Here is a 24,543-nt window from a genome sequence, read left to right as displayed (position 1 = left end):
CCTGTCTGACCTTGGCAGAGGCGGCCCATTGCAGGGCTGGCCTTCTGCGCTGCGCCTTCAATACACCGTCATCTGCACATAGCTCAGGGTCGCGCGCGGGCCCAGCGCCCGGGCGCTGATGCGGTACATGGGCCGGTCGTTGCAGGGCAGCACACTGCCTGCGTCGTCCGATGAGCCCGGGCAACCGGTGTTTGGTGGCGTGACGCAGGACTGGCCATCTGCATTCCAGGCTCCGGTATTGCTGCACAGACGGTGGATCATGTAGTGCACCTCATTGCCCAGGCCGTCATCGGCGCTGGCTTGTTTGGCACCGGCGCTCCATGGCAGGTCCTTGGCGGCGATGCCGGGAACAACCAGCGCGTAATAGCCCTGGCTGGGGTTGTTTTGATCCAGTGCGGTGCCGTTTTGCGACAGCTGTTCGAGCTGCGCCAGTCCATGCTCCAGGCCCAGATCAGCCCCGGTGGTTGCGGTCTGCTTGAAAGCCAGGCTACCGGCAATGGACGAGCCTGTGGTGGTGGTGCGCACCAGCGCAAGGCTGGTGAGCGTCATCACCAGCAGCACGATGAGCGCTACGAGCAGCACCACGCCGCGTGCGGCCTGTGAGCGGGTTGCGGGGAGCCTTGTGCGGTCTTGGCGTTTCATGTTGCTTGTTGCCCCCACAAGGTGTTGCGCAGCGGAATCACGCTTTCGTAGACGCGGTAGCGGTAGTGCTTCCAGCCATCGCCAGTCAGCTCGAACTGCTTGCTGCCATTGGCCCAGCGCGGTGGCTCCTGGGTGACTTCATCGCGCTCGTACTGGGAGCTGCGAACCAGCACGGCCAGGCGCACCGCCAGCACCCTGTCCCAGGTCCAGCCGTCGCTAAAGGTTGTTGTCCACTGGTCATTGCCGTCAATCTGGCCGTCACCGTTCCGGTCATAGCCATATTCCGCATGGAAGCTGAGCACATCGTGTGCCACGGCCACGCTGCCCGCGCTGGTCTCGTTGAGGTGGTTGTAATAGACCAGCTCCTGGCCTTCCAGGCTCCAGACATGCAACTGCGGCTCGGGCCCCAGGTTGTAGAGCGCGCCCTCGCCCAGGCTGGTCATGCCGCCGTCGAGCATATTGCGGCGGCCGCCATGGTTGAAGCGAGGAGCCACTACGCTGCCGGTATAGAAGTTGGTGTAGCTGCCGGTGCCCTGGCTCACCCGGTTGCTGGGATAGGTTACGCTGCCCGTGTTCGCCGCCACTGTAGATCCCGCGCCAGCGGTGATCTCCATCATCAGGCAGTCTCGGTTATCGCTGTCCGAGGTACCCACCGCCACATCGCCCGCATGCAGGCCCGCATTGGATTTCTCCATGCTGAGGACGCCATTGGCACTGGCCTCGTAGCGCGATCCGCTCACCATATTGGCCGTAGAGCCGCTGAGCACCCAGAGCTGCGTACGACCTTCAGAGGTTGCGATGCGCACGGGGACCAGCGGAAATGTGAAGGCAAGGCCATTGTTATTGGCTTGCACCGAACAGCCCAAATGCCGCGCCTCCATCGCCGCAAAGCCCAGGCCCGCCGAGCGGATGTCGCGCTCAATGCTGAACAGGGCCAATGCGCCCGCCGTTTGGGCGTCGGTCACGGCAGAGACGGTGCGGCGCTGCTTCTCAGACACGCCATAGAGCTGGTAGATCACCAGCATGCTGGCCATGCCGATGGCAACACCCACGAGGATTTCAATGATGGAAAAGCCCGCTTGCGAGGGGCGCTGCAGCTGGCCGCAGCCCTTGGGCCTGCTGCGCTGCAGACGGGGCATAGACGTCGTTTTCATGCGGGGGGGCCTAATGGACATAGGCCTGGATCTGGTAGTTGCGCAAGCCGGCGTCGTGCGGGGCTTGCCAGCACAGCGTGACCGTCACTTTATTGAGGCCGTCTGTGGTGTCGACCAAAATCTGTTGCCCTGTGGGTACCGCACCAGGTAAACCCAGCACATGCTGCGGGCCACCGCGCGCGGCAGAAAGCAGGTTGATGACATCGTTGTTGTCTGCCTCAGCCCCGCTGAAACTACATCGCTCAACACTGCCACTCACCCTGTGCTGCATTTTTTGCAGTGACGCAGCAAGCGCCTGTGGCGAGCTGCGATCGACCTTGAGTGAGATGGCCTGCACAATTTGGGAGGCATACATGCCCGCCTCCGTGCGGTAATGCGCCTGGCCCGACCAGTTGACAGACCGTGCCGTGAGCCCGGCGATGCCCAGAATGCCAAACACAATGATCATGATGGCAACCAGCGACTCGATCAGCATCATGCCCCTCTGCCCTGCGGCAGTTGCGTGGGAATGGGCGGGCAAGGCCATGCGAGATATCAGCATTGGCGGTTGTCTCCCTCATCGGTGATGGACGGATCGCACAGCCGGACTTGGCCTCCCGGCGAGATAACCACGCGCATGCAACGCTGGCTACCACTGTCTTCCAGGCAGGCAGCGTTGGTAGATTTGAAGTTCACGGCGATGGCCTCGGATGCGCGGCCCAGGCTGTCAAAGGAGACCGTCTCTTGCTCGGTTTCCACCGTCACGGCCGTTGCACTCTCTGCTGGCTTGCTGGCAATCTGTATCTCACCCACCATCAGCTTCCAGCCCAGGCCGCTGTCCGTCAGCCCGAGAGCCACATTGGCATTGCGGCGCAGCGCTTCAGCCCTTGCCATCTGAGCGCCGTCATAGTAGGCCTGGGCAACCGTGCGGATCTTGGAATCCAAGATATAGACACTGGCCGATGGCATGGCCATCAGCAGCAAAAAGACGGTGAGCGCCAAGCCAACCATCAGCTCGATCAAGGTAAACCCCTGGTTGGAATGGAGCCTGTGCATCAGCAGCTTCCATCCTTGCGGATAGACCAGCAGCCGCTGCCCTTGGTCCAACCCGACGGTGTGCTTGCGGTGTTACGCGCGCCTTCGTGGGTCAAGACGAAAACAAAACCGGACATGGATCCTTTGCCCTCCGCCTTCACCGTGTAATAAGATTTGTGCCCGTTACAGATGTACTTAAAGCGGGCAGTTTCCGCCGGCTCCGCAGCTATCCTGCTTTGACAGGCGCCCACATAGGTCCTGTGATCCTGGTAGAACTGCTCCATCTTGGCCCCCATATCGGCCAATGGCGTGATGCCCTCCACAATCTGCCCGCGCTTGATGTATTCGCTGTAACTGGGCAAGGCAATCGCCGCCAGGATGGCCACAATGGCCACGACGATCATCACCTCGATCAACGTAAAGCCCCGCTGCACCCAGCGCCGTACAGGGCCGCTGCGGCCCGTGTGGACTCGCGTCAGCGCTAAGCGGACCGCTTGAGAAACCTTCATAACGACACCCCCTCACCGCCGCTGCACCAGAGGCGGCAATGCTCCAGAAAACCGGCTGCTGGATTCCTCCCGGCAGACTCCGCCAGGGAGTCGGAAGGCTTCCATCCATCGATTTCATTTATTGAAATTCAGAAATCCATATGAATTTCATCAGGAGGGCATCATACGTGTCTGTTAGTAAATTACTTTCCAATAACTTACATCAATAGTTATTTTATAAATCTATAACTGCCTAAATTTTGGGCGAGTCAATGCGCTCTGCGCAGAGGACTTGGAGCGGTCCGCAACGCCACAATAGAAATATTTTGATAGCAGTCTAGATAGCAATAACGTTGGTTGGCGGATGCTGAAAGGCTGAAGAGCCACGGGTGACAGTGAGGAGCGGCGTGCGTTTGGCAACCCGCAAGCGCGCAGGCGCAACCGATGGCGGGGCATCGGTTTACACAGCCCATGCTGTTGCAAATGTGCAGCTTGATGCATATCAAGCTTGCAGCTGCAAGACCAGACCATTGGCCGCCAAGTAGTGAAAGAGCCAGTCGCACTGGCGATGTGCGCCGCAGCAAACAATGGTGGCTGGGCCGCCGTGACCAGGCCACCCCCATGCGCCGGCCGCCTTACCCACCGCGATCTGCCATGGCGCAGCGCCAGGCAGTGCTGTGGGCTCCAGCAGGCCTGGGTCAGCGCGCCTGCAAGGCCTTGAGCAAGCTAGCAGCGTTGGCCTCGACCATGTCGACATAGGTGCTGGCAGGGCCGCCGGCGGGCGACAGCGCATCGGAGTACAGGCGGCCACCGATGGCAGCACCGGTCTCGCGGGCGAGTTGCTCCAGCAAGCGCGGGTCGGAGATGTTCTCGACAAAGATGGCGCCAATGCGCTCTTCGCGGACCTGTTTGACGAGGGCCGCCAGATCACGGGCCGAAGGCTCGGACTCGGTTGACAGGCCGCGCACCGGCACAAAGCGCAGGCCATAGGCCTGTGCAAAATAGCCAAAGGCATCGTGGGTGCTGACGACACTGCGCCGATCGGCCGGCAGCGCGGCAAAGCGCTGGCGCAGGCTGGCGTCCAGCGCTGTCAGGCGGGCGATGTACTGCGTGGCCTGCTGGTCGTATTGGGCCGCATTGGCCGGATCTGCTTTGGCCAGGCCCTTGGCGATATTGCGCACATAGGCGATGGCGTTTTTCACATCCTGCCAGGCGTGGGGGTCGTTGGGGCCATGGTGGTGGCCGTTCCCATGGTCATGGTCATGGTCATGCCCTTCCTTGCCAGCGCCGTGGTCATGACCCTGGCCCTTGGGCAAGCTGCGCACGGCAATGCCTTGGGATGCCACGATCTCCTGGCCTTGAAAGCCCGACGCTTTTTTCAGGCGCGGCAACCAGCCCTCAAAATCCAGCCCATTGGCCACCAGCACCTTGGCCTGCTGCAACTGGCGTGCCTGCTGCGGCGTGGGCTCAAACACATGGGCATCGCCGTCAGGGCCGACCAGCGCAGAGACGCTGACCCGATCACCGCCAACCTGGCGCGTCAGATCCTGCAAGATCGAAAAGCTGGCCACCACGGGCAGCGGCTGGCCCGCGGCCCAGACGACGTTGGCAGGCAAGGCGCTGGTCAGCGCCAGCCCCAGCAGCGCGCGGCGGTTCAGGTAAAAGTTGCTCATTCGGATACTCCCATTGGTTCAGACACAGAATCGTTGGCCGGCCGTTGGCGCTGCGCGCGCACGCTGCCCAGCCGCCCCAGGCAGAGCGACAGCAGGTACAGGCAGCCGAGGCTCAAGGTGATGGCGGCCGATGCCGCAATGCCCGCGTGGTAGGACAGCAGCAGGCCGAGCACGCTGCCAGCCATGGCGATACCCATTGACAGCGCCATCTGCAGGCCCACACCGCGCAGCCAGAACCGCGCACTGGCGGCGGGCAGCACCACCAGGGCCACCGCCATCAAGGTGCCCAGCGAATGGAAGCCCCCCACCAGGTTGAGCACGAGCAGCAGCATGAACAGCCCATGGCTGATGCTGCCCATGCGCCCCTGCAGGCGCAAAAAGCCAGGGTCCAGGCATTCCATCAGCAAGGGCCGGTACATCAATGCCAGGCCCAGCATCGACAGGCTGGCGATGGTCGCGGTCAGGTACAAGGTGGGGTCATCCAGCGCCAGCACCGAGCCAAACAGCACATGCAGCAGATCCACATTGGAGCCGCGCAGCGAGATCAGCAATACGCCCAGCGCCAGCGAGATCAGGTAGAAACCGGCAAAGCTGGCGTCCTCGCGCAAGGCGGTGTAGCGGGTCACCACGCCTGAGAGCATGGCCACGATCAGGCCAGCCGCCAGGCCGCCGATCGTCATCGCCGGCAAGGACAGGCCAAACAGCAAATAGCCCAGGGCGGCCCCTGGCAAGATGGCATGCGACATCGCATCGCCCACCAGGCTCATGCGGCGCAGCAGCAAGATGGTGCCCAAGGGTGCGGCGCCGGCGCTCAAAGCCAGGCAACCGGCCAACGCGCGGCGCATAAAGCCGTAGTCCACAAAGGGCTGCCACAACAGCTCAGCGATCATGCGCGCCTCCTGGCACCCGCGCGCGCAGCCAGGCACGGCAGCACATCGGCGCTTGCACCCCAGGCCAGCTGGATGCCTGCCAGCGCCAAGGCCTGCGGAAAAAACGCTTCCACCATCTCGCGGTCATGCAGCACGGCCAGCACGGTACGGCCCCGCGTATGCCACTGCTGCAACAGCTGCAGCAGCACATCGATGGAGGGCTCATCCACGCCGGTGAAGGGCTCGTCCAGCAGGATCACCGGCGGGTTCTGCACCCAGAGCCGGGCAAAGCGCATGCGCTGGAACTGCCCGCCCGAGAGCTCGGCAATCCAGCGCGGCTGCCAGCCCTGCAAGCCCACTGTCGCCAGCGCTGCGCTGATCTGCGCCCGCTGCGCATCGCTGACGGCCCCCAACGCACCCGTCTGCGCCCACAGGCCCATGCTGACAAAGTCTTCCACGCTGATGGGAAAGTCACGCTCCACCTCGCAGGCCTGCGCCAGGTAGCCCAGCGCGGCGCGTGGATAGCGGCAGCGCAGCGACCCCTGCATCGGCGCAAGCTGCCCCAGCAAGCCCTTGAGCAAGGTCGATTTGCCGCCGCCATTGGGGCCGACGATGGCCGTCATCGAGCCGGCCGCAAACTGCCCACTGACACCGCGCAGCGCCAGCTTGCCGCCATAGCCCAGGCCCAGGTTGGAGAGTTCAAAATCGATGCCATGCACTGCCGCCGCCGGCAGGCTGGGAACAGACTGCATCATGGCTGCTGCACCGCCCATAGCACCACGCCCCAGAGCAGCGCGCTCAGGCCCAGCGCCAGCAGGCAGCGCGAAAGCGCAGACGCCTGCAAGGCGCTGCGGCGCCTGGTTGTTTGTATTGATCCCATAACTCACCCATTCGCAGGTGCCCTGCCTCCCCAGTCAAGCTGGGAGCATCAGCGATGCATCTGCAGCATTTTCAAAATGTGATGTTATAACATCAAATGAAAATACCAACGGAAATTGCGCAGCCCAGCCTGGCGCAGGCCGCCATGCACCGAAGCAGAAAAATCGTGAGTTGTGAGGAGAGAAGGAGGCTGGCCGAGGCGCTTAGGCCGCCGGTGCCGCAGCGCAGCGGCTGCAGGTGCCATGCATCTCGACATGGGTGCTGCTGGGGCGGAAGCCGTTGGCCTTCGACCAGGTCTTGAGGCGCCGTTCCACCGCAGACTCCAGGAACTCATCGACCTGGCCGCAGTTGTCGCAGATGGCAAACACCACCAGACCATGGTCATGGCCTTTGGCATGCGTATGGGCGCAAACCACAAAGGAGTTAAGGCTTTCCACCCGGTGCACCAGACCGTATTCGATCAGCTTGTCCAGCGCGCGGTACACCTGCTGGGGCGCACGCATGCCCTCGTCACGCAGCTGGTCGAGCAGCGCATAGGCACTGGCCGGATTGGCCTCGCGCGCAAGCGCTTGCAGCACCAGGGCTTGGTGCTTGGTCAACTCGGGCTGGGGCGTTTTGGCGGCTGTGGACATGGTGACAACAAAGGCAGAGGCCCGAGTTTAGCCGGTCTGCTGTGCAGGCGCCGCCAGCGGGGGCACCGCAGCGGTGCCCTCCTGCTTTTGCTCCTGCGCCGCCTGCACCAACCAGCGCTGCACCGCCTGCCAATGCGCATCGCCATACAGGCGCCTAAAACGCTGGGTCTCTTCCAGCCCCGGATTGCGCCACACCGCCAGGCGTTGCGCGATGAAGTCGGCGCTCAAGGGGATGCCGCATTCGACGGTGATGCAGTGCCGCCACTGCGCGTAGGTTCTTGGAATCATCAGTGTTCTTTCCACATCTCAACGGCTGCCAGCCCCGGTCCCCCGTGAACGCTTGAGAAAAATCAGCTTCAATTTGTTATGTTATAACATATCACATCCGCAACACACGCACCACCCAACGCTGGCTTTGGCATGCAGCAAGCCACCCAAGCCGCGCCAACCCCACATTCCACGATGACTTCCACCGCCCCCTCCTATCCACTGGCAACGACACGCCCAGCCAAGCTCCCCGTCACTGTGCTTTCCGGTTTTTTGGGCGCCGGCAAAACCACCTTGCTCAACTACATCCTGAACAACCGCGAAGGCCGGCGCGTGGCGGTTATCGTCAATGACATGTCCGAGGTCAATATCGACGCAGCCCTGGTGCGCCAAGGCGGGGCCGAGCTGTCGCGCACCGATGAGAAGCTGGTGGAGATGAGCAATGGCTGCATCTGCTGCACCTTGCGCGAGGATTTGCTGCTGGAAGTCAGCCGTCTGGCCAGCGAAGGCCGCTTTGACCAGCTGGTGATCGAATCCACCGGCATCTCCGAGCCCCTGCCCGTAGCAGAGACCTTTACCTTTGCCGGCGAGGACGGCCGCAGCCTGGGCGATGTGGCGCAGCTCGACACGATGGTCACCGTGGTCGATGCCTTCAATTTTCTGCGCGACTACAGCTCGCGCGACCACCTGCGGGCACGCGGCCAATCGCTGGGCGATGAGGACCAGCGCACCGTGGTCGACCTGCTGGTCGAGCAGATCGAGTTCTGCGATGTGATCGTGCTCAACAAGGCCGATCTGGTGTCTGACGCCGAGCGCGCGCAGCTGATGGGCATCTTGCGCGGCCTGAACCGGCGCGCCCGCATCGAGCTGGCCGAGTTTGGCCAGGTGCCCCTGCACAAGGTGCTGCAAACGGGTCTGTTCGATTTTGAGCAGGCCTCCCAGGCCCCCGGCTGGCTGCAGGAGCTGCGCGGCAGCCACCAGCCTGAGACGGAGGCCTATGGCATTGGCAGCTTTGTCTACCGCGCCCGCCGCCCCTTCCACCCCGAGCGCTTTTTTGCGCTGATCAACCAGGAATGGCCGGGGGTTGTGCGCTCCAAAGGCTTTTTCTGGCTGGCCAGCCACCCCACGTTGGCAGGCCAGTGGTCACAGGCCGGTGCCGTGGCCCGCCACAGCGCTGCCGGCTACTGGTGGGCCGCCGTGCCCGAAGAACGCTGGCCACAGGACGCAGAGGCGCTAGCCCTGATCCGCAAAGCCTGGGATGAGCGCGTAGGCGATGCCCGCCAGGAGCTGGTGTTGATCGGCATGGACATGGATGAGCCCGCCCTGCGCACGCAGCTGGACAGTTGCTTGCTCAGCGATGCAGAGATGGCTCAGGGGCCCGCAGTGTGGACGGGGTGGCGGCATTCGTTTGTGGATTGGCCTGATAGCAAGATCTAACCAGGCCTAACAAGGTCTAGGACCTTTACCGCCTTACAGCGCCTTATAGACAGCCAAGGTCTCCGCTGCGCAGCGCTGCCAGGAGTAGGTGGCTGCACGCGCCAGGCCCTTGGCGCTGGCATCACGCAGCCACACCTCATCACCCAGATGGCTTTGCAGGCCCCGCAGAATGTCGTCCACATCCAGCGGGTTGACCAGGGCCGCTGCGCCGCCAGCCACCTCGGGCATGCAGGAGGCGTCAGACGTCAGCACCGGCGTGCCGCTGGCCATGGCCTCCACAATCGGCAGCCCAAAGCCTTCGTAGAGCGAGGGGTAGGCGAACAGGCGCGCGCCCGCATAGAGCATGGGCAGGTCGGCCTGGTCGACATAGGACAGGTAATGCAGCCAACCCTCGTTCGCCGCTTGTTCCATGCGGCGGTGTACGTCTTCCGATTTCCAGCCCTTGCCACCCGCCAGCACCAGCGGGCAAGCCTTGCGCAAGGCCGGGTCCAGCTGCTCGTAAGCTTGCAGCAAACGGCCGATGTTTTTGCGCGGCTCAATGGTGCCCACATACAGCGCGTAGCTGCGCGGCTGCAGCCCATGCTTGGCCAGTACCGGGGCCAGCTCAGCATCGCTGCGCGGGTGGTAGGCGGCGTCCATGCCCAGACCAATGGCCGTGACCTTGTCCGCCGACCAGCCAAAGTGCTGGATGAACTCCTGGCGCACGGTTTCCGTATCGGTGATGACATGCGTCGTGTTACGCAGGCTGCTGCCAAAAGCCATGTTCATGAAGTCCACCCGCGCCTGTGGGTGGAACTCCGGGTAGAACACATGCGAGAGGTCATGCACGGTGTTGACCGTTCTCCCAGGAAAATCCGGCACCAGTAAATTGGGAGAATGAAAAATCGCCTCTGACTGCCCGCGCAATTGCCAGCGCGACAGGGTAGGCACCAGAGCCTGATAAATACGTACGGCTACGCGGTTGGCAGAAAGAACTCTGCGCACCTTTGAGGTCTTCGGGAGAAAAGTGCTAGTAGATACGCGCTGCTCCTCCTGAGCCTTGCCTAGGCTTGAAGGCTTGGCATCCAGCGAGGCCAGCGGGTCAGCCACCCAACGGCCCAAAGAGAAGTAGCGCAAACGATCCACATCGGAGTGCTGACGCAGCTGGCTTGCCAGCTCATAGCTGTAGCGCCCAATGCCGGTCAACGGCGCATGGAGTGCATCCGCACCCAAGATAATGTCTAAACCACCCATGTTGTCCTTTGAGCATCTAGCATCCAACGCAAGGTGTCTACCAATTGGTATCTTCGCCACTCACCAATAGTTTGTTCCAATGCAGTGGTGTCAGCCCGCAAGATACGCACTTCGTTGGCTCGCACAAAGGCAGGATTCACCCGTACCTCCATCCCATGCCCGCTGATCTGCTGCACTTGCGCCAATACGTTACGCAACGACCAAGTGCGGCCCGAACCCACATTGAACACCCTTCCCACCGCAAGGCCTTGCGCCGCGCTATCGAGCAGCCGCACATAGGCAGCGGCCACATCGCGCACATCCGAGAAATCGCGGTCCACATCGAGGTTTCCCAGCTCAATCACCTCGGCTTTGCGCAGAGCATGGTCCACGATCTTGGGAATCAGAAACTGCGGCGACTGGCCCAGACCCGTGTAATTGAAAGGCCGCACCAACACCACCGGCAACTGCGGCAGCCACAGCCGCGCCATGTATTCCATCGCAAGCTTGCTCACCGCATAGTCATTGGCAGGGTTGGCGGTAGTGCTCTCGGGCAAGGCACCTTCATGGCTGTTGCCGTAGATATTGGCGCTACTGGCCAGCAGCACGCATTGCGGCTTGACTGGCAAGGTGCTCAAGGCTTGCAACAAATGCCGTGTGCCCACTACGTTGACGCGGTAAAAGTCATCCGCCGAGCCATGGCCCACAAAGGCGATGGCAGCCAGATGCACCACGGCCTGCGGCTCCACTTGGTGCACGGCGCGTTGCAAGGCAGCGTCGTCCAGCAGATCCGCCTGCAGGCACTGCGCTGCTGGAATCAGCCCAGCGCCCTCGGGTGGCGAGCGATCGAGCGACCAGACATCCCAGCCAGCAGCGCGCAGCAAGGGCACCAGATGCTGGCCGGTAAAGCCTTGCGCACCCGTCAGAAGCACCCGCTTTTGCGCTGCTGCACCCACGGCATTGGCAGCGGCGTTCATCAGAACGAGAACCCGACCTGGTTGCGGCGCATATCGGCCTCAACCATCATCTGGCACAGCTGCTCCAGCGAGGTTTGCGGCTCCCAGCCCAGCTTGGCCTTGGCCTTGGCGGGGTCGCCAATCAGCAACTCCACCTCGGCAGGACGGTAGAACTTGGGATTGACCCTCATCACCGTCTTGCCGGTGGCAGTATCAATGGCGGTCTCATCCTCAGCCTTGCCTTGGAAATCCACATCCATACCGGCGCCCTTGAACGCCATGCGCACAAAATCGCGCACGGTCTCGGTGCGGTTGGTGGCCAGCACAAAGGTGTCAGGCGCATCGGCCTGCAGCATGCGCCACATGCCTTCGACATACTCCTTGGCAAAACCCCAATCCCGCTTGGCATCGATATTGCCCAGTTCCATCACACCCAGCTTGCCCAGCTTGATCTTGGCCACGCTGTCGGTGATCTTGCGGGTGACGAACTCGCGACCGCGCAACGGGCTTTCGTGGTTGAACAGAATGCCGCTGGCGCCAAAGATGCCATAGCTCTCGCGGTAGTTCACCGTCATCCAATGCGCATACAGCTTGGCAACGCCATAGGGGCTGCGCGGGTAGAAAGGCGTGTCTTCCTTCTGCGGCACCGCCTGCACCTTGCCAAACATCTCGGAGGTGCTGGCCTGGTAGAAGCGGATCTTGGGGTTGACGATGCGAATGGCCTCAAGCAGGTTCACAGCGCCCAGACCGGTGATTTCTGCCGTGGTTACCGGTTGCTCAAACGACACGCCGACAAAGCTTTGTGCCGCCAGGTTGTAGACCTCGGTGGCTTCCGTGGTCTGCAGCAGGCGGATGCTGGATGACAGATCGGTCAAGTCGTACTCGACCAGATGCAGGTTCGGATCGTTTTGGATACCCAACTCTTCGATGCGCCAGAAGTTGACCGAGCTGGTACGGCGGAACGTGGCATACACGGTGTAACCCTTGGAGAGCAGTAGCTCGGCCAGATAGGCCCCGTCTTGGCCGGTAATGCCGGTAATGATGGCTTTTTTCATGACAAATTTCTCATTGAATCTATGGAACCACGGTTGCCTGCTGGAGAGCCATTGCAAGGACAGAAACCCGCCTGACTATGCAGTATTTTTCCCCTGAGGCACTGGCGAAACCTCGCCCAATTTGTAATCAAAATTAAAACTCTTTGTCTGCTCCATATCGTCGGCTACGTGTCTGCCCATGGAATAAAGCGATAGGCTTAATGCTGTCCCGCGCGATTGAATGACTTCATGTCGTAGCCCGCCAAGGACAGCTGCGTATTTGCACTCACGTAAAGGCGGATCTCCAGATCCTGCACCGCATTCGCTAGATGAATCGGTTCTTGGACCAGCACCCCTGGACGCGATGCGTCCGGCTGCCCGATGAGGAACTTCCCATGGTTGAGCGATCCATTGCCGCTGACCACGTCGACCCATGCACCTGCCGGCAATGGCGCTTCACCTCGTACCTGTAGCAGGTAATCACCAGACTCCATCGGTGCATAGGGCCCAAAGTGCATGAAGCCAGCCTTGCCGGAAGATACCAACTGATCGTCTTGCAGGCGACCCACCTGGGTAAATGGCAATTTGGAGAAACGCTGAACCTTCAAGCATCTCTGCTCCAAGCAATAGTCTTGTTGGATCTGCTCTGCAAATTCCTGGCGCTGCGCAGCAGAGACACCCCCGGCCTTGAGCCTCACGGCGGCATACAAAGCCTCCTCGGTCACGCTGACATAGGCAGAATCCTTTAATTCCTGGATCTTGGGTGCCAATGCCATTTTTTCTGATGCCGGGTACGGCCAGCGGTGTGCCGCCCACAGCATGTCGATGTAAGGGACGACCACGGCGTCTGCGTCGCCGTTCATCAGCAGGCTGGTGACGCGGATGGAAAAGTCCTCCGGGCTGGTGCCCTGTGGCACCGCCTTCAAGACACCCGGCCAGAATGGTCGCGCATCCTCATAGTTCTTGTCACCGCCAACATTGTAGGTAACGATATTTAATTTCCCCGCCACATAATTCACCAGAAAATCGTTTCTCCAAGGCAGGAAGACCACTTTCTCTCGCGGCTTCAAATAGTCTCCCATCTTCAGCACCAGATCATGGTCAATCTGCATGAACTGCGAACGATAGGCTTTGTACAACACATATTTTTTAGGCAAGTCTGGCAGGTTCAGCGCGGTGATGCACAGCATCGACAGAGCGGCAGCCGTCGTCAGTCCCCTGCGCTGTTTTCCAGAAAGCGCGACCACCATCAGGGCCCAGGCACCAAAGAAGCCCAAGGCACCCCAGCGGTAGCTGGCACGCATATTCTTGAAGCCCGGGAGATTTTCAGAAAGAAGTCCCGATCCCGTCGGGGCGATGGCATACCGGGCCTCCATCAAGTCGGGCGTTTCAGGGCTTGGCTTGACCGAGTTGAATTTCAGCGAGGGCCCCATGGCCATATAGAAACCAAACAAGGCCACCACCATCAGCGGATATTTGTATTGGCTTTTCAGCAAGAAGCAAAAAACAGTAGCAAACACCAGCAAAGGCAGGCAGAACGTCGTGATCCAGACCGATGTGTCGCCGAAATATTCGTTCATGGACCTGGCTCTGCTCCAGCCCATCAGATCGGCAAGCCAATGCACCCCTTTGGACGGGATCAGGAAAAAGCTGATGTCGGCACCCCAGCCTCGGAAGAAATCCAGATTGGCGGCACTGTACTGCCCCTTGCCAATATAGAGCGCAAACAACACATAGGCGATGGCAAAACACAGGCCATGCACCAGCAAATGCGCCAAGCCGGCCGTTTTTCTCCAGTAAGCAGCGATGGCCACGATGCTGGCAGCTACCGCAAACATCATGAAACTGTAGCCGTCCATAAAAATGGACAGTACGCAAACCAAGGCATAAAGAGCTGCTTTGCCCTTGGCGCTGGCGAAGGGTGCATTAAAGAATCGCCATGCCGCCCAGACATAAAACGGCAGCAGCGCAATACCTGTCGAGAGCATCGAATAGGCGACATGGTTCCAGACCATGGGCATGGTTCCCCATGCCAGTGCTGCGAGTATCGACAAAGACGCAGAGACATCCCATGCCCGGGACAGTTGGTAAGCGCCCCAGAAAGCCAACGCGAGCCAAAATGCCACCATCAAGGCATAGGCATCAGCGGCATGCAGCCCCAGGCTGATGAACACCCCAGCCAGCCATGCGCCAGCCAAACCGAAAGCCATCGCGGCGGGATGGGGCGCGCCAAAATTGTGGGCATGGATACTGAGCATGGACTCATTCGCAAACGAATGAGAAAAGCCGGTGGTCCATACCGCTTGACCAAGGGTCGGGATGCCCACAAAAGGAAGTGCACCATTGACAAAAAGCACAAACAGACAGGCAGCTGCATAAACACCAGCCAGACCCATGCCCGATACCGACATCCCCGGCTTGGGAAAAGAAAAACGCATATATTTTTTATGAGCTCAGGCTGGGCTGCGCTTCATTGCACAACTGACGCCGAAAAAAAGCAGATCACCGATCACGGTCACCATACGCCCCACCACAATGGTGAACACCAACTGACCTGGTGGTACCCAGGCACCCAATAGAAACAACAGCACCGCCTCTCGAACACCCACGCCAGCGGGGGCCCCCGGGGTGACCAAGCCAATCAGCCATGCCAACACATAGGCCCCTGCCACGCCAGCGACCGGCAGCGGCGTGGCATGGCTGATATTTTGCAAAATCAGCCAGAAAATCAGGCCAGACACCAACAGAAATAGCGTGTGCATTCCCCACGCGGCAGCCAGTTTTGCAGAGAAAAAGTGGTGGATGCCCCATGCCAAAGCGCTGATCGTCGCGATAAAGAGCAGCAAGGCCATCCATCCGTTCAGCCAGCCGAGCAACAGTGGCAAGGCCAGAATCCCATAGCATGCGCCAACCAGCGCCAGCAAGCCCAACTCATAGAGGGTGGATTTCAGCAAAGCGCGCGCTTCCAGGCCAGCGGCCATACCGATGGCTTGCCGCCCCGCAAATTGAAAGATATTGCCCGGTACATATTTGGCCAACTGCGAAACGCCATAGGCTCGAATCGCCCACGGGGTTGCGACAGGTGCATCAAAGAAAGCCAGTATTTTTTGCCAGGCCAGTGCCAGAAGGACATTGGCCGCGCCATACACACACACAGCCAATACCATCCAGAAAATTTCTCGGGATGAGAAATGCGCGATGCTAATTTGGTCAGCGTATTTATAGAGCCGCGCTGCAACAAAAAATATACCTAGAACACCCAGCACCCCGCCTATCAGGTGCAGGTATTTTTTGGAGAATAATTTGGCAGGCATCAAGTGGAGGACTGGAATTTTTTACATCGCAGCATGGTCCACGGCAAAGGCTTGCAGACCTCCTGGACCTCAAAATATTCGGAGACGAGGTGGACAAATTTATCGCTGGACCAGTGCTGGATATGCCCGGGTGTGTTGCCCAGATCTCCCCAGTACTTGCCTCGGGCCATGTTCAGCGCACACCAGATGGGCTCCCGCGGGACGCTCAGAATGACATGTTCCTGGGCCACCCGCTGGAGCGCCTCCAGACCCGCCCGGGGATCTTCCAGATGCTCGAGCACCTCGCAGCACACCACCAGCTCTGCGCCGTCACTGGCGGGCACGAGATCATAGATGCTGCGCTGGGAGAATATGGAGGGTGAAATCCCTTGCGACCTTGCGTTGTCCTGCGCAAGCGCAATCACTTGCTCAGAAAAGTCGCTGCCTCTGGCATCCATGCCCTGCCGATTCCAACCCAAGGTCCAATAGCCTTCACCACAGCCCACCTCATGGATCGTCTGCGCACCGGTCTTCTTCACCAGCGATGACAAGGTATCGGAGAAACCTTGCACCATTCGACGCGCTATCGGATTTTTCGAGGAGTATTTATCATAATTATTCCCCACGACAATACCCTGCTCCTGCAAGCCTCCGGAAATCTTCATCCCTGGGTTTTCCTTTCGCTGTCGCTGTGCAACACAGCTTTCGCACTGCTCTGCAGCTTCAATTCAAAACGCATGTCTTCCATCAGTTTGCGGTTGGCCGCCTGCAGATCTGCGAGGAAAGCCACCAGGAAGGTTTGAAAGCCCATCCCCAGCAGTACACCGGAAAGGATCAGCGACTGGATGTTTCCAGAGCCTTCCCCGTGAAAATACCGCCATAAAAATCGCAGGCCAATCAAAAAACCCAAGCCAAAAAGTATCGATCCGATGGAAATGAAAAACTTGAAGGGCTGGTAGATGATGAAAATGCGAATGATGGTGACAATGCTGCGCTTGATGTAGGAGCTGATGCTCTTGACCAAACGAGAGGGGCGCAGATCACCATTGACGCGGATGGGCACCGAGGTGATGGCCATGTTCTTTTGGCCCGCCTGGATGATGGTTTCCAGCGTGTAGGTGTAGTCATTGAAGACCACCAAACGCTGCGCGGCCATGCGGCCCATGGCACGGAAACCGCTGGGAGCATCGGGTATATCGGTATTGCTGGCAACCCGCACCACCCAACTACCGAGCTTCTGCAGCATTTTCTTGAGGGGTGAGAAATGCGCAATGGTTTCTATCGGCCTCGCACCCACCACGATGTCCGCGGTGCCAGCAACGATGGGGGCGGTCAGCAGTGGAATATCTTGCGCGTTGTACTGGTTGTCGGCGTCTGTATTGACGATGACATCGGCGCCCAGACGGAGGCAGGCATCCAACCCCGTCATGAAGCCGCGTGCCAGCCCTTGGTTACGCGTGTGGCGAACGATGTGGTCCACGCCATTTTCCTGGGCCACGCGCACGGTATCGTCTGAGCTGCCGTCGTCGATGATCAACCATTCCACGGCGTCGAATCCCGCGACCTGACGAGGCAGTGCCTGCAATGCAATGGCCAAGGTGCCGGCTTCGTTGAGGCAAGGTATTTGAATGATCAGCTTCATGGAGTGCTTTCTTCTTGTGGCAGGCATTGGCGATACAGCGCAGGGCGCGAGACGCGTGTGGTCAGATGCGGCGGCGGATTGCCTTGCACCAGCTCAAACAGATCTTGGGCACTCTGCTTCCAACTGAACCAAGTCATCTCCTCTGAGCCCGGGTGTTCCTTGGCTTCATAGAGGCTTAGCCAATGGCGCAGCGCCTGCGCGAGCTGCTCGGCATCCGTTGCATTAAAGTAGTAGGCATACTCGCCAGCCACTTCCCGCAGCACTGGCAGATCACGCGCAATGATGGGCAATCGATGCCGGGCAGCCTCAATCAAAGGCAGACCAAAACCTTCTCCGACAGATGCAGCCAGCAGGCAGTCTGCGTGCTGGTACAGCTGAGTCAGGTACTCATCACTGATGCCATCGAGCCAGAAAAGACGCTGGTTGCGCTCAGGGTGGTCGTGCAGACGCTGTGCCAGTTCTTCCATGTGCCAGCCCAGCTTGCCAACCAGCACCAGATTCACATCGCACTGGGTCTGCCACAGGACCTCCATGGCATCCAAAGCCTGAACATGGCCTTTGCGAGGCTCCAGGGTGCCGACCATCAGAAAGGTGGGACGCTCTGATAGCTGCCCTAAGATGAAGTCCGCATCTTCTGGCATGCCCGTACTGGGCAAGGAACTGTGGATGTCTGCGCCCAGGTGGAACACGCCCACCTCCGGCTTGCGGCCGTCTGGCGCCTGCACAGCCATCCAGGCCTGCAGTGCTTGCGCTGTGGCATGAGATACACAAATGACGGTGTCGCCTGCTGCTGCTACTTGCAGCCATGCCTCGTGGTTTGCAACCGCGCGTTCCTGGAAAAAAGCAGGCATGGTCACCGGCAGGATGTCGTGCACCAGGAATTGCAGCGTCACGCCTCTCTCACGCATCCTCTGGTAGAAGGGCTGCTGGAAGATCTGCACCTCATGCTGCATGTCCAGTACAAAAAAATGATCACCGCAGTAAAAATCGATCGGTGCATCGTCTTCTGAGGCCTGCGCTGCGAGCTGACCATCCTGGGACAAAAATGATTTGGCGAAGCGGGCGGCATAGCGGTAGCCCAGTTCGGTGTCATTGGCATACACCAAGCGCACATCGAATTTCTCCGAAGAATACGATAGCCACTCTTTCAGAATGCTGCGTACCACCCGCTGGATACCTGAACGCGAGTCGCGCTGCACCAGCTCGGAAACATCGACCAGCAGCTGTGGCCTGCTGAGCTGCACATTCCGGGCCATGATTTGCGACAAGCGCAGCAAATCCAGCTTCTGCTTGTCCCGCTTCAGGATCTCCACCACATGGTGATGGAGGCCAGCGTGCTCTGTCGGCTCGACATGCGGGGGCGCTCCTGCACGTTGGGCATTTTCATACAGCGCCTCCAGGGCCTTAATACTGCGCCGTGCAGAGGCTTCCCAGGAGAACTGCGCAGCCTGGATCAGGGCATGGGTCTTCAGTTCGGCATGCAACGTCTGGTTGTTCAGGACCTCCTGTATCTTGTCCGCGATCGACTGGGGCGAATAGGGGTCAAATAACGCGCGTTCAAAACCAATCACTTCGGGAACGCTGGTGTTGTTGGAACCAATAACGGGAGCACCACAGGACATCGCCTCCAGCACCGGCAAACCGAAGCCTTCATGCCAGGACGGGAATACGTAGAGATCGCAAATGCTGTACAGCCCGATGAGATCTTCGTCGCTGACACGCCCAGTGATGATTACGTCGGCCTTGTTCAAGCGAAGCTTGCGTACATAGCCTTCGAATTTCTGGCGATGCGCCAAAGGCAGCCCACCCACCAGTACCAGCTGGTACGCCTCCCGCATAGATGCGGGTAACAAACTGTAGGCTTCTATCAAACCGAGGTGATTTTTCCGATCATCGGTAGCACCGGAATACATCAGGAACGCCCCCTTGATCCCCAGGCGCCGCTTCAGCGCCTCCTTGGCGTCCTGATCCAGTGCAAGCGGTTGGAAGCAATCGTCTGCCGCCGCAGAAATATTCACCACCTTGCCTTCTTCAAAGGCCAGGTGGTCTATGGCCTCCTGTCGTGATGAACTGGAGATCGCCAGCAGCAAATCGGCACGTTTCAGATGCTCTATTCTTTCGCCGTAGGACTTTTTGAATCGGGGGTTAGGGTCGAGATAGATGTCCTTCTGGATCAGCGGAATCAGGTCGTAGAAAGTGGCCGCTACCAGCGGCGATTTTTCATAGGCCCTGATGCTGTGGACGGCATTGTCCCCAAAACCCTCGAACAGACTCGTAATGTGCAGAACATCGGGCTGCAGTTGGTGGATGACATCTTCTCTGATGGCCTCCGCAATATGCCGCCGCTGCTGATTGTCGGCAACATCCATCGCCACGGGCGCCAGGGCATGCCAGGTACGGATGTTCTTGCGCGGCAGAAGACCGGCGAAGGCCTGCTGGATAGGTGCAATCGTCTCCGGGAACATGCTATTGAGCAGCAGAATGATTTCGTGTTCGCCCCGGTGGCGGACCATGGCCTGGGCCAGCGCCATGCTGTACCGGCCAATACCTCGCAGGCGGCTGCTCGTCTGTGCACCCTGCATGTCAATGACGATCCGCATGCGGGCCTCCCTTGCTATCCTGGCGCGGCTCTGTGTCCAGCTTTAAATCCGTATATATCCTTCGCGCCTGGGGCGTCAACTCCGCCCAGGTCATCGCCGGCTCCTGCTGTGCAGCCTCTGACTGCTCCACCATGCCATGGTTGCGCCCCACCGCCAGCAAGCGGGCATGCAAACCCGGTGCAAATCGGATGAGTCCGATATTGATCAGGTTACTCAGACGGGGATGACGCAGTACCTGCGCCATCATCCAAACGATGGATGGTTGTACTTTGCTGCCAGCATCAGGCTCTTGGAGCCCTTGCCTGATCCCGACAAGGCCGCCCATAGCGCAACGCAACGGTGCAGTCAAACGCCATGACCAGCTGCTACGCAACGCAGCGTTATCCGCTTCCAGCGCTGCTGCCAATTGCATCTTTTCCTCAACGCACTCTGATAGCCGGGAAAGGCTGATTAACTGCATCTCCGTGCTGGCAATGCGTTGGCTAAGTTCAGTCAACTTGCTGTCGTAGCGCTGAGCCAACTGATGGATTTGCAGGCCATAAGAGGCCTCAAACACCGCATCAAAACCGGCCATCGCCTCAGGCGCAGCGTGCTTCTGGGCCACGATGGCATAGTCCGGACTGGCACCGCCCAACACATCCATCAGTCCGATGTCCCTCTGCGCATACAGGCTGGGAGACTCCTGCAAACGCAGTGTTCCAACCCGCGCAAAATTCTGGTGTTCGGCGAGGAAACTCAGCAGCAAAGGTGGGATTGGCCGTTGGTGCGTCGGGTCCATGTAGAAATTGCAGCTACCAACAACCAGATTTTCGGGGTTCGGCGTTTCCAGGATCAACAAGCCACCGGGCTTGAGTACCCGCATCGCCTCCATCACCAGCTTTTCCAGATCTGCAAATTCCAAGTGCTCCGCGATATGAAAGCCGGACACGATGCTCAGCGACTCAGATTCTTGATCAGCCAACTGCACAAGCGCACTGCGCTGCGACACTGACAAGCCCAACGAGACACAGGCCTCCAGCATGCCGGCATCCAGGTCCACGCCATGCGCTTGAAAACCAAGCTGGCCCAACCACTCCAACCACTCACCACGGCCACAGCCCAGATCCAGGGCCGCCGCTGGCGGGTGCAGCGCCAGCAGCGGTTTGATGTAGGGAAGATAGACTTGGAGACGTTCACGAATCAATTCGCGCGAGCCACGGTGGCGATCTTCAAAGGCGCGATAAAAACCAGCAACACTCATCTTTTACATTCCACGTCAGGAGGTAACCAATTGAGCCCCTCAAACGGTTGTCGATCGATATTGACCACGTTGAACATCAGCGCCAGATCCTGCCACTCATAGTTGGCAGCGAGATGGGAGTCCGAGGTATGCAGCGCGGTGGACACCGAATACGATCCCAGGCCCATATTGGCCGGGAAGGAGAACCGCAAATTCAGTGTCTCGCCCTGCTTGAGCTGCTTCAAGTCCGTGCCCAGGTGGTAGGTGTTGGTGCCAAAGACCGGCTGACCCAGACGATCCTTGATCATGTAGCCCAGTACCAGCTCGGGCAAGTCGGCATGCAGGCGGATTTGCACGTCCAGCTGCACTGGCTCGCCCACATTCACATATTCAACAGCCTCGCCTTTGGCATTGAGCAGCCTGATGCCCTGGACCCGAGCTTCTCCTGTCCCCGACCGGGTTTGTGCGCGCCCATCTTGCAGCCGCTTGACCTCCACCGTGGCGTTTTCCTTTTCCGCGATCAAGGCGTTGTAATAGTCCATCACCTCTTCCGGAGCACCATCCTTGATGACAAAGCCGCGCTCCAACAAAATGGCACGGTCACACAGGCTCTGGATGGCGCCACGGTCGTGCGAGACGATCAACAGCGACGTTCCCAGTTGCCGAAACTCCCGAATCTTGCTGAAGCTCTTGTGCTGGAAGTAGGCATCGCCCACCGACAAGGCCTCGTCCACGATCAGCAGGTCGGGGCGCACAGCGGTGGCGACGCTGAATGCCAGGCGCATCTGCATGCCGCTGGAATACATGCGCACGGGGCGGTCGATGTAGTCGCCAATCTCAGCAAACGCTTCAATGGCGGGCAAACTGGCAGCAATTTCTTCCTGTTTCAAGCCCAGCAACTGCCCTGCCATGAAAACGTTCTGCCGGCCCGTGAAGTCGGGGTGAAAACCCATGCCCAGCTCCAGCAAAGCTGCCACACGGCCCTGGCTGCTGATCTTTCCCTGAGTGGGCTGTGTGGTTCCGGTGATGATCTTGAGCAAGGTGCTCTTGCCGGCGCCATTGACACCGATGATGCCCACCGCCTCGCCCGGTTGCACCGTGAAATTGATGTCACGCAGCACCCAGGTTTTTTCGTGGCTGGTGCGTTGCGTGATCCACTCCCAGGCCCGCATCCATTTGCTGGGGTAGCGTTTGTAGGCCTTGCCGATATTGGTAACAGTCAGCGCAGTCATCACAGCTCATCCACCAGCTCACCCACGCGGGCCTGGAAAAAGTAAGCGCCCAGCAGCAGAAAGCCCGCAGTCAGCATCAGCAATGGCAGCAGCGGGCCAAAGGCTGGCAGCGTCTTGTCCAGAAAGATCTGCTGGTAGGCGGCCATCAAGGGCTGCATGGGGTTCAGCGCCACCAGACTCCGCACCTGGAGCGGCAACGCAGGCAGGGTATAGACGATCGGCGTCAACCAGAACCAGAACTGCAGCACCACCCCGGTGAGTTGGCCCACGTCCCGGAAGAACACATTAAGCGTGCCCAGAAAAACGCCCAGACCCAAGGCAAACAGGATCTGCAATGCCAGCAGCGGCAGCACCGCCAGCAGCGCAATACCCGGCCAGTGGCCAATGAGTGCAAGAAATGCCAGGTACAGCGCAAAGACGATGCCAAAGTTGATCAACGCCGAGACGGTGACGATGACGGGCAGGCAGATCCTGGGGAAATTGGATTTCTTGATGAGGTTGCCATGCTCCAGGAACACATTGTTCAGCCGGGACAGCATCTCGGCAAACAGGCTCCAGGTGACGACACCGGCGCACAGGTAGATGCTGAAGGCGAAAGGCGTCTGCTCATGGCCGGGCAAGGTGTTGCGCATCAGCTGCCCAAACACCACCGTGTAGATGATGATCATCGTCAGCGGATTGGCCACCGACCAGAAAGCACCCAGCAGCGACTCTCGGTATTTGCCATGGAACTCGCGCATGACGCTGCTCCACACAAAACTGCGGTACGCCCATAGCGCACGCATCATCGACAAGCCCGGCAAACTCATTTGCCGCTCACCAGATCGGGCGCACGCCCATAGGTATCCTCAAACCGAACAATATCATCCTCACCCAGGTAGCTGCCCGACTGCACTTCAATGATTTCTAGTGGCACCATGCCGGGGTTGGCCAGCCGGTGCACATGGCCCAGCGGAATATAGGTTGATTCGTTTTCGCTGAGCAGAAAGGTCTGGTCGCCCTTGGTCACCTCCGCCGTACCTTTGACCACAATCCAGTGCTCGGCACGGTGGTGGTGCATCTGCAAACTCAGTTGTCCGCCCGGATTGACGACGATGCGCTTGACCTGGAAACGGCTGCCGCTGTCGATGCTGTCGTACCAACCCCAGGGGCGGTGCACCTTGCGGTGGGCCGAGGCCAGGCTACGGTTCTGGGCCTTGAGCTCAGCCACCACTTTCTTCACATCCTGGGTACGGGATTTGTCGGCCACCAATACCGCATCGGGGGTCTCGACGATCACCACATTGTCCATTCCCACTGCAGCGATCAGGCGGCTTTCCGAGAACAGCAGGCTGTTGTTGGTGTCGATGGCCAGGGTCTCGCCACTGCCGGCATTGCCTTGTGCATCACGCGGCAATACATCCCACAGGGCATCCCAGGCCCCCAAATCGGACCAGCCGGCATCGAGCGGCACTACGCGTGCGGGCACACCCAGCTCGGGGCGAACCGGCAACTTTTCCATCACCGCATAGTCGATGGAATCGGCTGGGCAGGCGCCAAACAGTTCGGCATGGGGGCGGATAAAGTCCATATCTCGGCTGCTCTGCGCCATGGCCTGCTCGCAGGCCTGTAGCATCGTGGGCTGCAGGGCGGCCATGGCCTTGAGCCACTGGTCGGCACGCACCATGAACAGACCGCTGTTCCACAGGTACTGGCCGCTGCGCAGGTACTGCTCGGCCAGTTCCAGGGTTGGCTTCTCGGCAAAGCTCTCGATGCCAAAAGCACCATTGCTGTCTGCAGCGCCCTTTTGGATATAGCCATAACCCGTCTCGGGGCGGTTGGCCACAATGCCAAAAGTCACCATCGCGCCTTCGCTGGCCAGCGGCCAAGCCGCTTCAACGGCTCGGTGCAATTGCTCGGGGCGCGTCATCACATGGTCGGCCGGCATGGCCAGCAATACCGCATCGGCGTCTGCAGCCAAGGCGGCCAAGGTCAGCGCAGGGGCAGTATTTCTACCAGCGGGCTCCAGCACCAGCTTGGCATCAGCAATACCTTGCTCCTGCAATTGCTGTGCGGCCAAAAAGCGGTGGTCGGCATTGCACACCAGCACAGGGCTGGTTTGCGTAATGCCGGGGTGGACGCCATTCAAGCGCAGCGCCGTGTTCTGCAACATCGACTGGCCATCGCCTCCCAGGCTCAAAAACTGCTTGGGATAGTGCTCGCGCGACAAAGGCCACAGGCGGGTTCCACTGCCACCACACAGAATGACAGGCGTTAGTTTTGGCATTCGAATCAATCTCGGTAAATAGGAGTTGCAGCAG

The 24,543-nt window shown here is 59.7% G+C and carries 23 protein-coding genes; 1 reads left to right on the top strand and 22 read right to left on the bottom strand.

What is annotated here, in order from left to right:
• Positions 1-57: 57 nt before the first annotated feature.
• From WH303_RS03755 to WH303_RS03710, 10 genes are all read right to left on the bottom strand, one after another.
• The gene (locus WH303_RS03755) at positions 58-642 is read right to left on the bottom strand and encodes a pilus assembly PilX family protein (RefSeq protein WP_339517053.1); all 585 of its coding nucleotides are present in this window, start codon (positions 640-642) and stop codon (positions 58-60) included.
• A complete protein-coding gene (locus tag WH303_RS03750) occupies positions 639-1,796 on the bottom strand; it encodes a PilW family protein (protein WP_339517052.1) in 1,158 nt (385 codons plus the stop codon). Before WH303_RS03750 ends, WH303_RS03755 begins: the two co-directional genes overlap by 4 nt.
• A gap of 10 nt (positions 1,797-1,806) precedes the next feature.
• On the bottom strand, positions 1,807-2,274 hold the full coding sequence (locus WH303_RS03745) for a hypothetical protein (RefSeq protein ID WP_182344482.1): 468 nt from the start codon (positions 2,272-2,274) through the stop codon (positions 1,807-1,809).
• A gap of 56 nt (positions 2,275-2,330) precedes the next feature.
• Complete coding sequence (locus WH303_RS03740; protein ID WP_339517051.1) at positions 2,331-2,831, bottom strand: GspH/FimT family pseudopilin; 501 nt, start codon at positions 2,829-2,831, stop codon at positions 2,331-2,333.
• Positions 2,831-3,319 carry a type IV pilin protein gene (locus WH303_RS03735; RefSeq protein WP_339517050.1) on the bottom strand — a complete coding sequence of 163 codons (489 nt, stop codon included), beginning with the start codon at positions 3,317-3,319 and terminating at the stop codon, positions 2,831-2,833. The genes WH303_RS03740 and WH303_RS03735 overlap by 1 nt, the downstream gene beginning before the upstream one ends.
• Positions 3,320-3,996: 677 nt before the next feature.
• Positions 3,997-4,971 (bottom strand): metal ABC transporter substrate-binding protein, encoded by a 975-nt coding sequence (locus tag WH303_RS03730; RefSeq protein ID WP_339517049.1) that lies wholly within the window; start codon positions 4,969-4,971, stop codon positions 3,997-3,999.
• Entirely contained in the window at positions 4,968-5,861 is an 894-nt protein-coding gene (locus WH303_RS03725; protein WP_339517048.1) for a metal ABC transporter permease, read from the bottom strand. The genes WH303_RS03730 and WH303_RS03725 overlap by 4 nt, the downstream gene beginning before the upstream one ends.
• Complete coding sequence (locus WH303_RS03720; RefSeq protein WP_339517047.1) at positions 5,858-6,592, bottom strand: metal ABC transporter ATP-binding protein; 735 nt, start codon at positions 6,590-6,592, stop codon at positions 5,858-5,860. Before WH303_RS03720 ends, WH303_RS03725 begins: the two co-directional genes overlap by 4 nt.
• A gap of 330 nt (positions 6,593-6,922) precedes the next feature.
• The gene (locus WH303_RS03715) at positions 6,923-7,351 is read right to left on the bottom strand and encodes a Fur family transcriptional regulator (protein WP_339517046.1); all 429 of its coding nucleotides are present in this window, start codon (positions 7,349-7,351) and stop codon (positions 6,923-6,925) included.
• 27 nt (positions 7,352-7,378) lie between these two features.
• The gene (locus WH303_RS03710) at positions 7,379-7,639 is read right to left on the bottom strand and encodes a hypothetical protein (RefSeq protein WP_339517045.1); all 261 of its coding nucleotides are present in this window, start codon (positions 7,637-7,639) and stop codon (positions 7,379-7,381) included.
• A 174-nt stretch (positions 7,640-7,813) separates the two neighbouring features.
• Between WH303_RS03710 and zigA the strand changes: the two genes are divergently transcribed.
• Positions 7,814-9,055 (top strand): zinc metallochaperone GTPase ZigA, encoded by a 1,242-nt coding sequence (zigA, locus tag WH303_RS03705; protein ID WP_339517044.1) that lies wholly within the window; start codon positions 7,814-7,816, stop codon positions 9,053-9,055.
• Between the two features lie 33 nt (positions 9,056-9,088).
• On the opposite strand, the gene WH303_RS03700 is transcribed toward zigA, so the two are convergent.
• The 12 genes from WH303_RS03700 to WH303_RS03645 all read right to left on the bottom strand — a co-directional run bounded on the left by WH303_RS03700 (position 9,089) and on the right by WH303_RS03645 (position 24,509).
• Entirely contained in the window at positions 9,089-9,916 is an 828-nt protein-coding gene (locus WH303_RS03700; protein WP_339517043.1) for a glycosyltransferase family 4 protein, read from the bottom strand.
• Between the two features lie 359 nt (positions 9,917-10,275).
• Positions 10,276-11,244, bottom strand: coding sequence for an NAD-dependent epimerase/dehydratase family protein (locus WH303_RS03695; RefSeq protein ID WP_339517042.1), 969 nt, complete (start codon positions 11,242-11,244; stop codon positions 10,276-10,278).
• Entirely contained in the window at positions 11,244-12,278 is a 1,035-nt protein-coding gene (gmd, locus tag WH303_RS03690; RefSeq protein ID WP_021026191.1) for a GDP-mannose 4,6-dehydratase, read from the bottom strand. The genes WH303_RS03695 and gmd overlap by 1 nt, the downstream gene beginning before the upstream one ends.
• A gap of 197 nt (positions 12,279-12,475) precedes the next feature.
• A complete protein-coding gene (locus WH303_RS03685) occupies positions 12,476-14,695 on the bottom strand; it encodes a hypothetical protein (RefSeq protein ID WP_148293102.1) in 2,220 nt (739 codons plus the stop codon).
• A 15-nt stretch (positions 14,696-14,710) separates the two neighbouring features.
• Entirely contained in the window at positions 14,711-15,571 is an 861-nt protein-coding gene (locus tag WH303_RS03680) for a hypothetical protein (protein WP_339517041.1), read from the bottom strand.
• Positions 15,571-16,215: a class I SAM-dependent methyltransferase gene (locus WH303_RS03675; RefSeq protein ID WP_021026193.1), complete on the bottom strand. Its 645-nt coding sequence runs from the start codon at positions 16,213-16,215 to the stop codon at positions 15,571-15,573. Before WH303_RS03675 ends, WH303_RS03680 begins: the two co-directional genes overlap by 1 nt.
• Positions 16,212-17,192: a glycosyltransferase family 2 protein gene (locus WH303_RS03670; RefSeq protein ID WP_027010735.1), complete on the bottom strand. Its 981-nt coding sequence runs from the start codon at positions 17,190-17,192 to the stop codon at positions 16,212-16,214. Before WH303_RS03670 ends, WH303_RS03675 begins: the two co-directional genes overlap by 4 nt.
• The gene (locus WH303_RS03665; RefSeq protein WP_084635742.1) at positions 17,189-19,792 is read right to left on the bottom strand and encodes a glycosyltransferase family 4 protein; all 2,604 of its coding nucleotides are present in this window, start codon (positions 19,790-19,792) and stop codon (positions 17,189-17,191) included. Before WH303_RS03665 ends, WH303_RS03670 begins: the two co-directional genes overlap by 4 nt.
• Positions 19,776-21,032, bottom strand: coding sequence for a class I SAM-dependent methyltransferase (locus tag WH303_RS03660; protein WP_339517040.1), 1,257 nt, complete (start codon positions 21,030-21,032; stop codon positions 19,776-19,778). The genes WH303_RS03665 and WH303_RS03660 overlap by 17 nt, the downstream gene beginning before the upstream one ends.
• The gene (locus WH303_RS03655; RefSeq protein ID WP_021026195.1) at positions 21,029-22,243 is read right to left on the bottom strand and encodes an ABC transporter ATP-binding protein; all 1,215 of its coding nucleotides are present in this window, start codon (positions 22,241-22,243) and stop codon (positions 21,029-21,031) included. The genes WH303_RS03660 and WH303_RS03655 overlap by 4 nt, the downstream gene beginning before the upstream one ends.
• Positions 22,243-23,052, bottom strand: a complete 810-nt coding sequence (locus tag WH303_RS03650; RefSeq protein WP_339517039.1) for an ABC transporter permease — start codon at positions 23,050-23,052, stop codon at positions 22,243-22,245. Before WH303_RS03650 ends, WH303_RS03655 begins: the two co-directional genes overlap by 1 nt.
• Positions 23,049-24,509: a mannose-1-phosphate guanylyltransferase/mannose-6-phosphate isomerase gene (locus tag WH303_RS03645; RefSeq protein WP_021026197.1), complete on the bottom strand. Its 1,461-nt coding sequence runs from the start codon at positions 24,507-24,509 to the stop codon at positions 23,049-23,051. Before WH303_RS03645 ends, WH303_RS03650 begins: the two co-directional genes overlap by 4 nt.
• Positions 24,510-24,543 lie beyond the last annotated feature (34 nt).

The organism is Comamonas sp. MYb69 (genome assembly GCF_037479315.1).
Lineage (GTDB): Bacteria > Pseudomonadota > Gammaproteobacteria > Burkholderiales > Burkholderiaceae_C > Comamonas.
The sequence above is the reverse complement of the archived record's forward strand: the minus strand, read 5'-3'. Positions and strand labels throughout refer to the sequence as shown.

Excerpts from the sequence above, each read along its gene's own strand:
- WH303_RS03715 (WP_339517046.1), bottom strand. The coding sequence starts at position 7,351 with ATGTCCACAGCCGCCAAAACGCCCCAGCCCGAGTTGACCAAGCACCAA.
- WH303_RS03645 (WP_021026197.1), bottom strand. The coding sequence starts at position 24,509 with ATGCCAAAACTAACGCCTGTCATTCTGTGTGGTGGCAGTGGAACCCGC.
- WH303_RS03710 (WP_339517045.1), bottom strand. The coding sequence starts at position 7,639 with ATGATTCCAAGAACCTACGCGCAGTGGCGGCACTGCATCACCGTCGAA.
- WH303_RS03685 (WP_148293102.1), bottom strand. The coding sequence starts at position 14,695 with ATGCGTTTTTCTTTTCCCAAGCCGGGGATGTCGGTATCGGGCATGGGT.
- WH303_RS03660 (WP_339517040.1), bottom strand. The coding sequence starts at position 21,032 with ATGAGTGTTGCTGGTTTTTATCGCGCCTTTGAAGATCGCCACCGTGGC.
- WH303_RS03750 (WP_339517052.1), bottom strand. The coding sequence starts at position 1,796 with ATGAAAACGACGTCTATGCCCCGTCTGCAGCGCAGCAGGCCCAAGGGC.
- WH303_RS03650 (WP_339517039.1), bottom strand. The coding sequence starts at position 23,052 with ATGAGTTTGCCGGGCTTGTCGATGATGCGTGCGCTATGGGCGTACCGC.
- WH303_RS03740 (WP_339517051.1), bottom strand. The coding sequence starts at position 2,831 with ATGCACAGGCTCCATTCCAACCAGGGGTTTACCTTGATCGAGCTGATG.
- WH303_RS03665 (WP_084635742.1), bottom strand. The coding sequence starts at position 19,792 with ATGCGGATCGTCATTGACATGCAGGGTGCACAGACGAGCAGCCGCCTG.
- WH303_RS03735 (WP_339517050.1), bottom strand. The coding sequence starts at position 3,319 with ATGAAGGTTTCTCAAGCGGTCCGCTTAGCGCTGACGCGAGTCCACACG.
- WH303_RS03695 (WP_339517042.1), bottom strand. The coding sequence starts at position 11,244 with ATGAACGCCGCTGCCAATGCCGTGGGTGCAGCAGCGCAAAAGCGGGTG.
- WH303_RS03720 (WP_339517047.1), bottom strand. The coding sequence starts at position 6,592 with ATGCAGTCTGTTCCCAGCCTGCCGGCGGCGGCAGTGCATGGCATCGAT.
- WH303_RS03675 (WP_021026193.1), bottom strand. The coding sequence starts at position 16,215 with ATGAAGATTTCCGGAGGCTTGCAGGAGCAGGGTATTGTCGTGGGGAAT.
- WH303_RS03730 (WP_339517049.1), bottom strand. The coding sequence starts at position 4,971 with ATGAGCAACTTTTACCTGAACCGCCGCGCGCTGCTGGGGCTGGCGCTG.
- WH303_RS03655 (WP_021026195.1), bottom strand. The coding sequence starts at position 22,243 with ATGACTGCGCTGACTGTTACCAATATCGGCAAGGCCTACAAACGCTAC.
- WH303_RS03670 (WP_027010735.1), bottom strand. The coding sequence starts at position 17,192 with ATGAAGCTGATCATTCAAATACCTTGCCTCAACGAAGCCGGCACCTTG.
- WH303_RS03680 (WP_339517041.1), bottom strand. The coding sequence starts at position 15,571 with ATGCCTGCCAAATTATTCTCCAAAAAATACCTGCACCTGATAGGCGGG.
- WH303_RS03745 (WP_182344482.1), bottom strand. The coding sequence starts at position 2,274 with ATGATGCTGATCGAGTCGCTGGTTGCCATCATGATCATTGTGTTTGGC.
- zigA (WP_339517044.1), top strand. The coding sequence starts at position 7,814 with ATGACTTCCACCGCCCCCTCCTATCCACTGGCAACGACACGCCCAGCC.
- gmd (WP_021026191.1), bottom strand. The coding sequence starts at position 12,278 with ATGAAAAAAGCCATCATTACCGGCATTACCGGCCAAGACGGGGCCTAT.
- WH303_RS03725 (WP_339517048.1), bottom strand. The coding sequence starts at position 5,861 with ATGATCGCTGAGCTGTTGTGGCAGCCCTTTGTGGACTACGGCTTTATG.
- WH303_RS03755 (WP_339517053.1), bottom strand. The coding sequence starts at position 642 with ATGAAACGCCAAGACCGCACAAGGCTCCCCGCAACCCGCTCACAGGCC.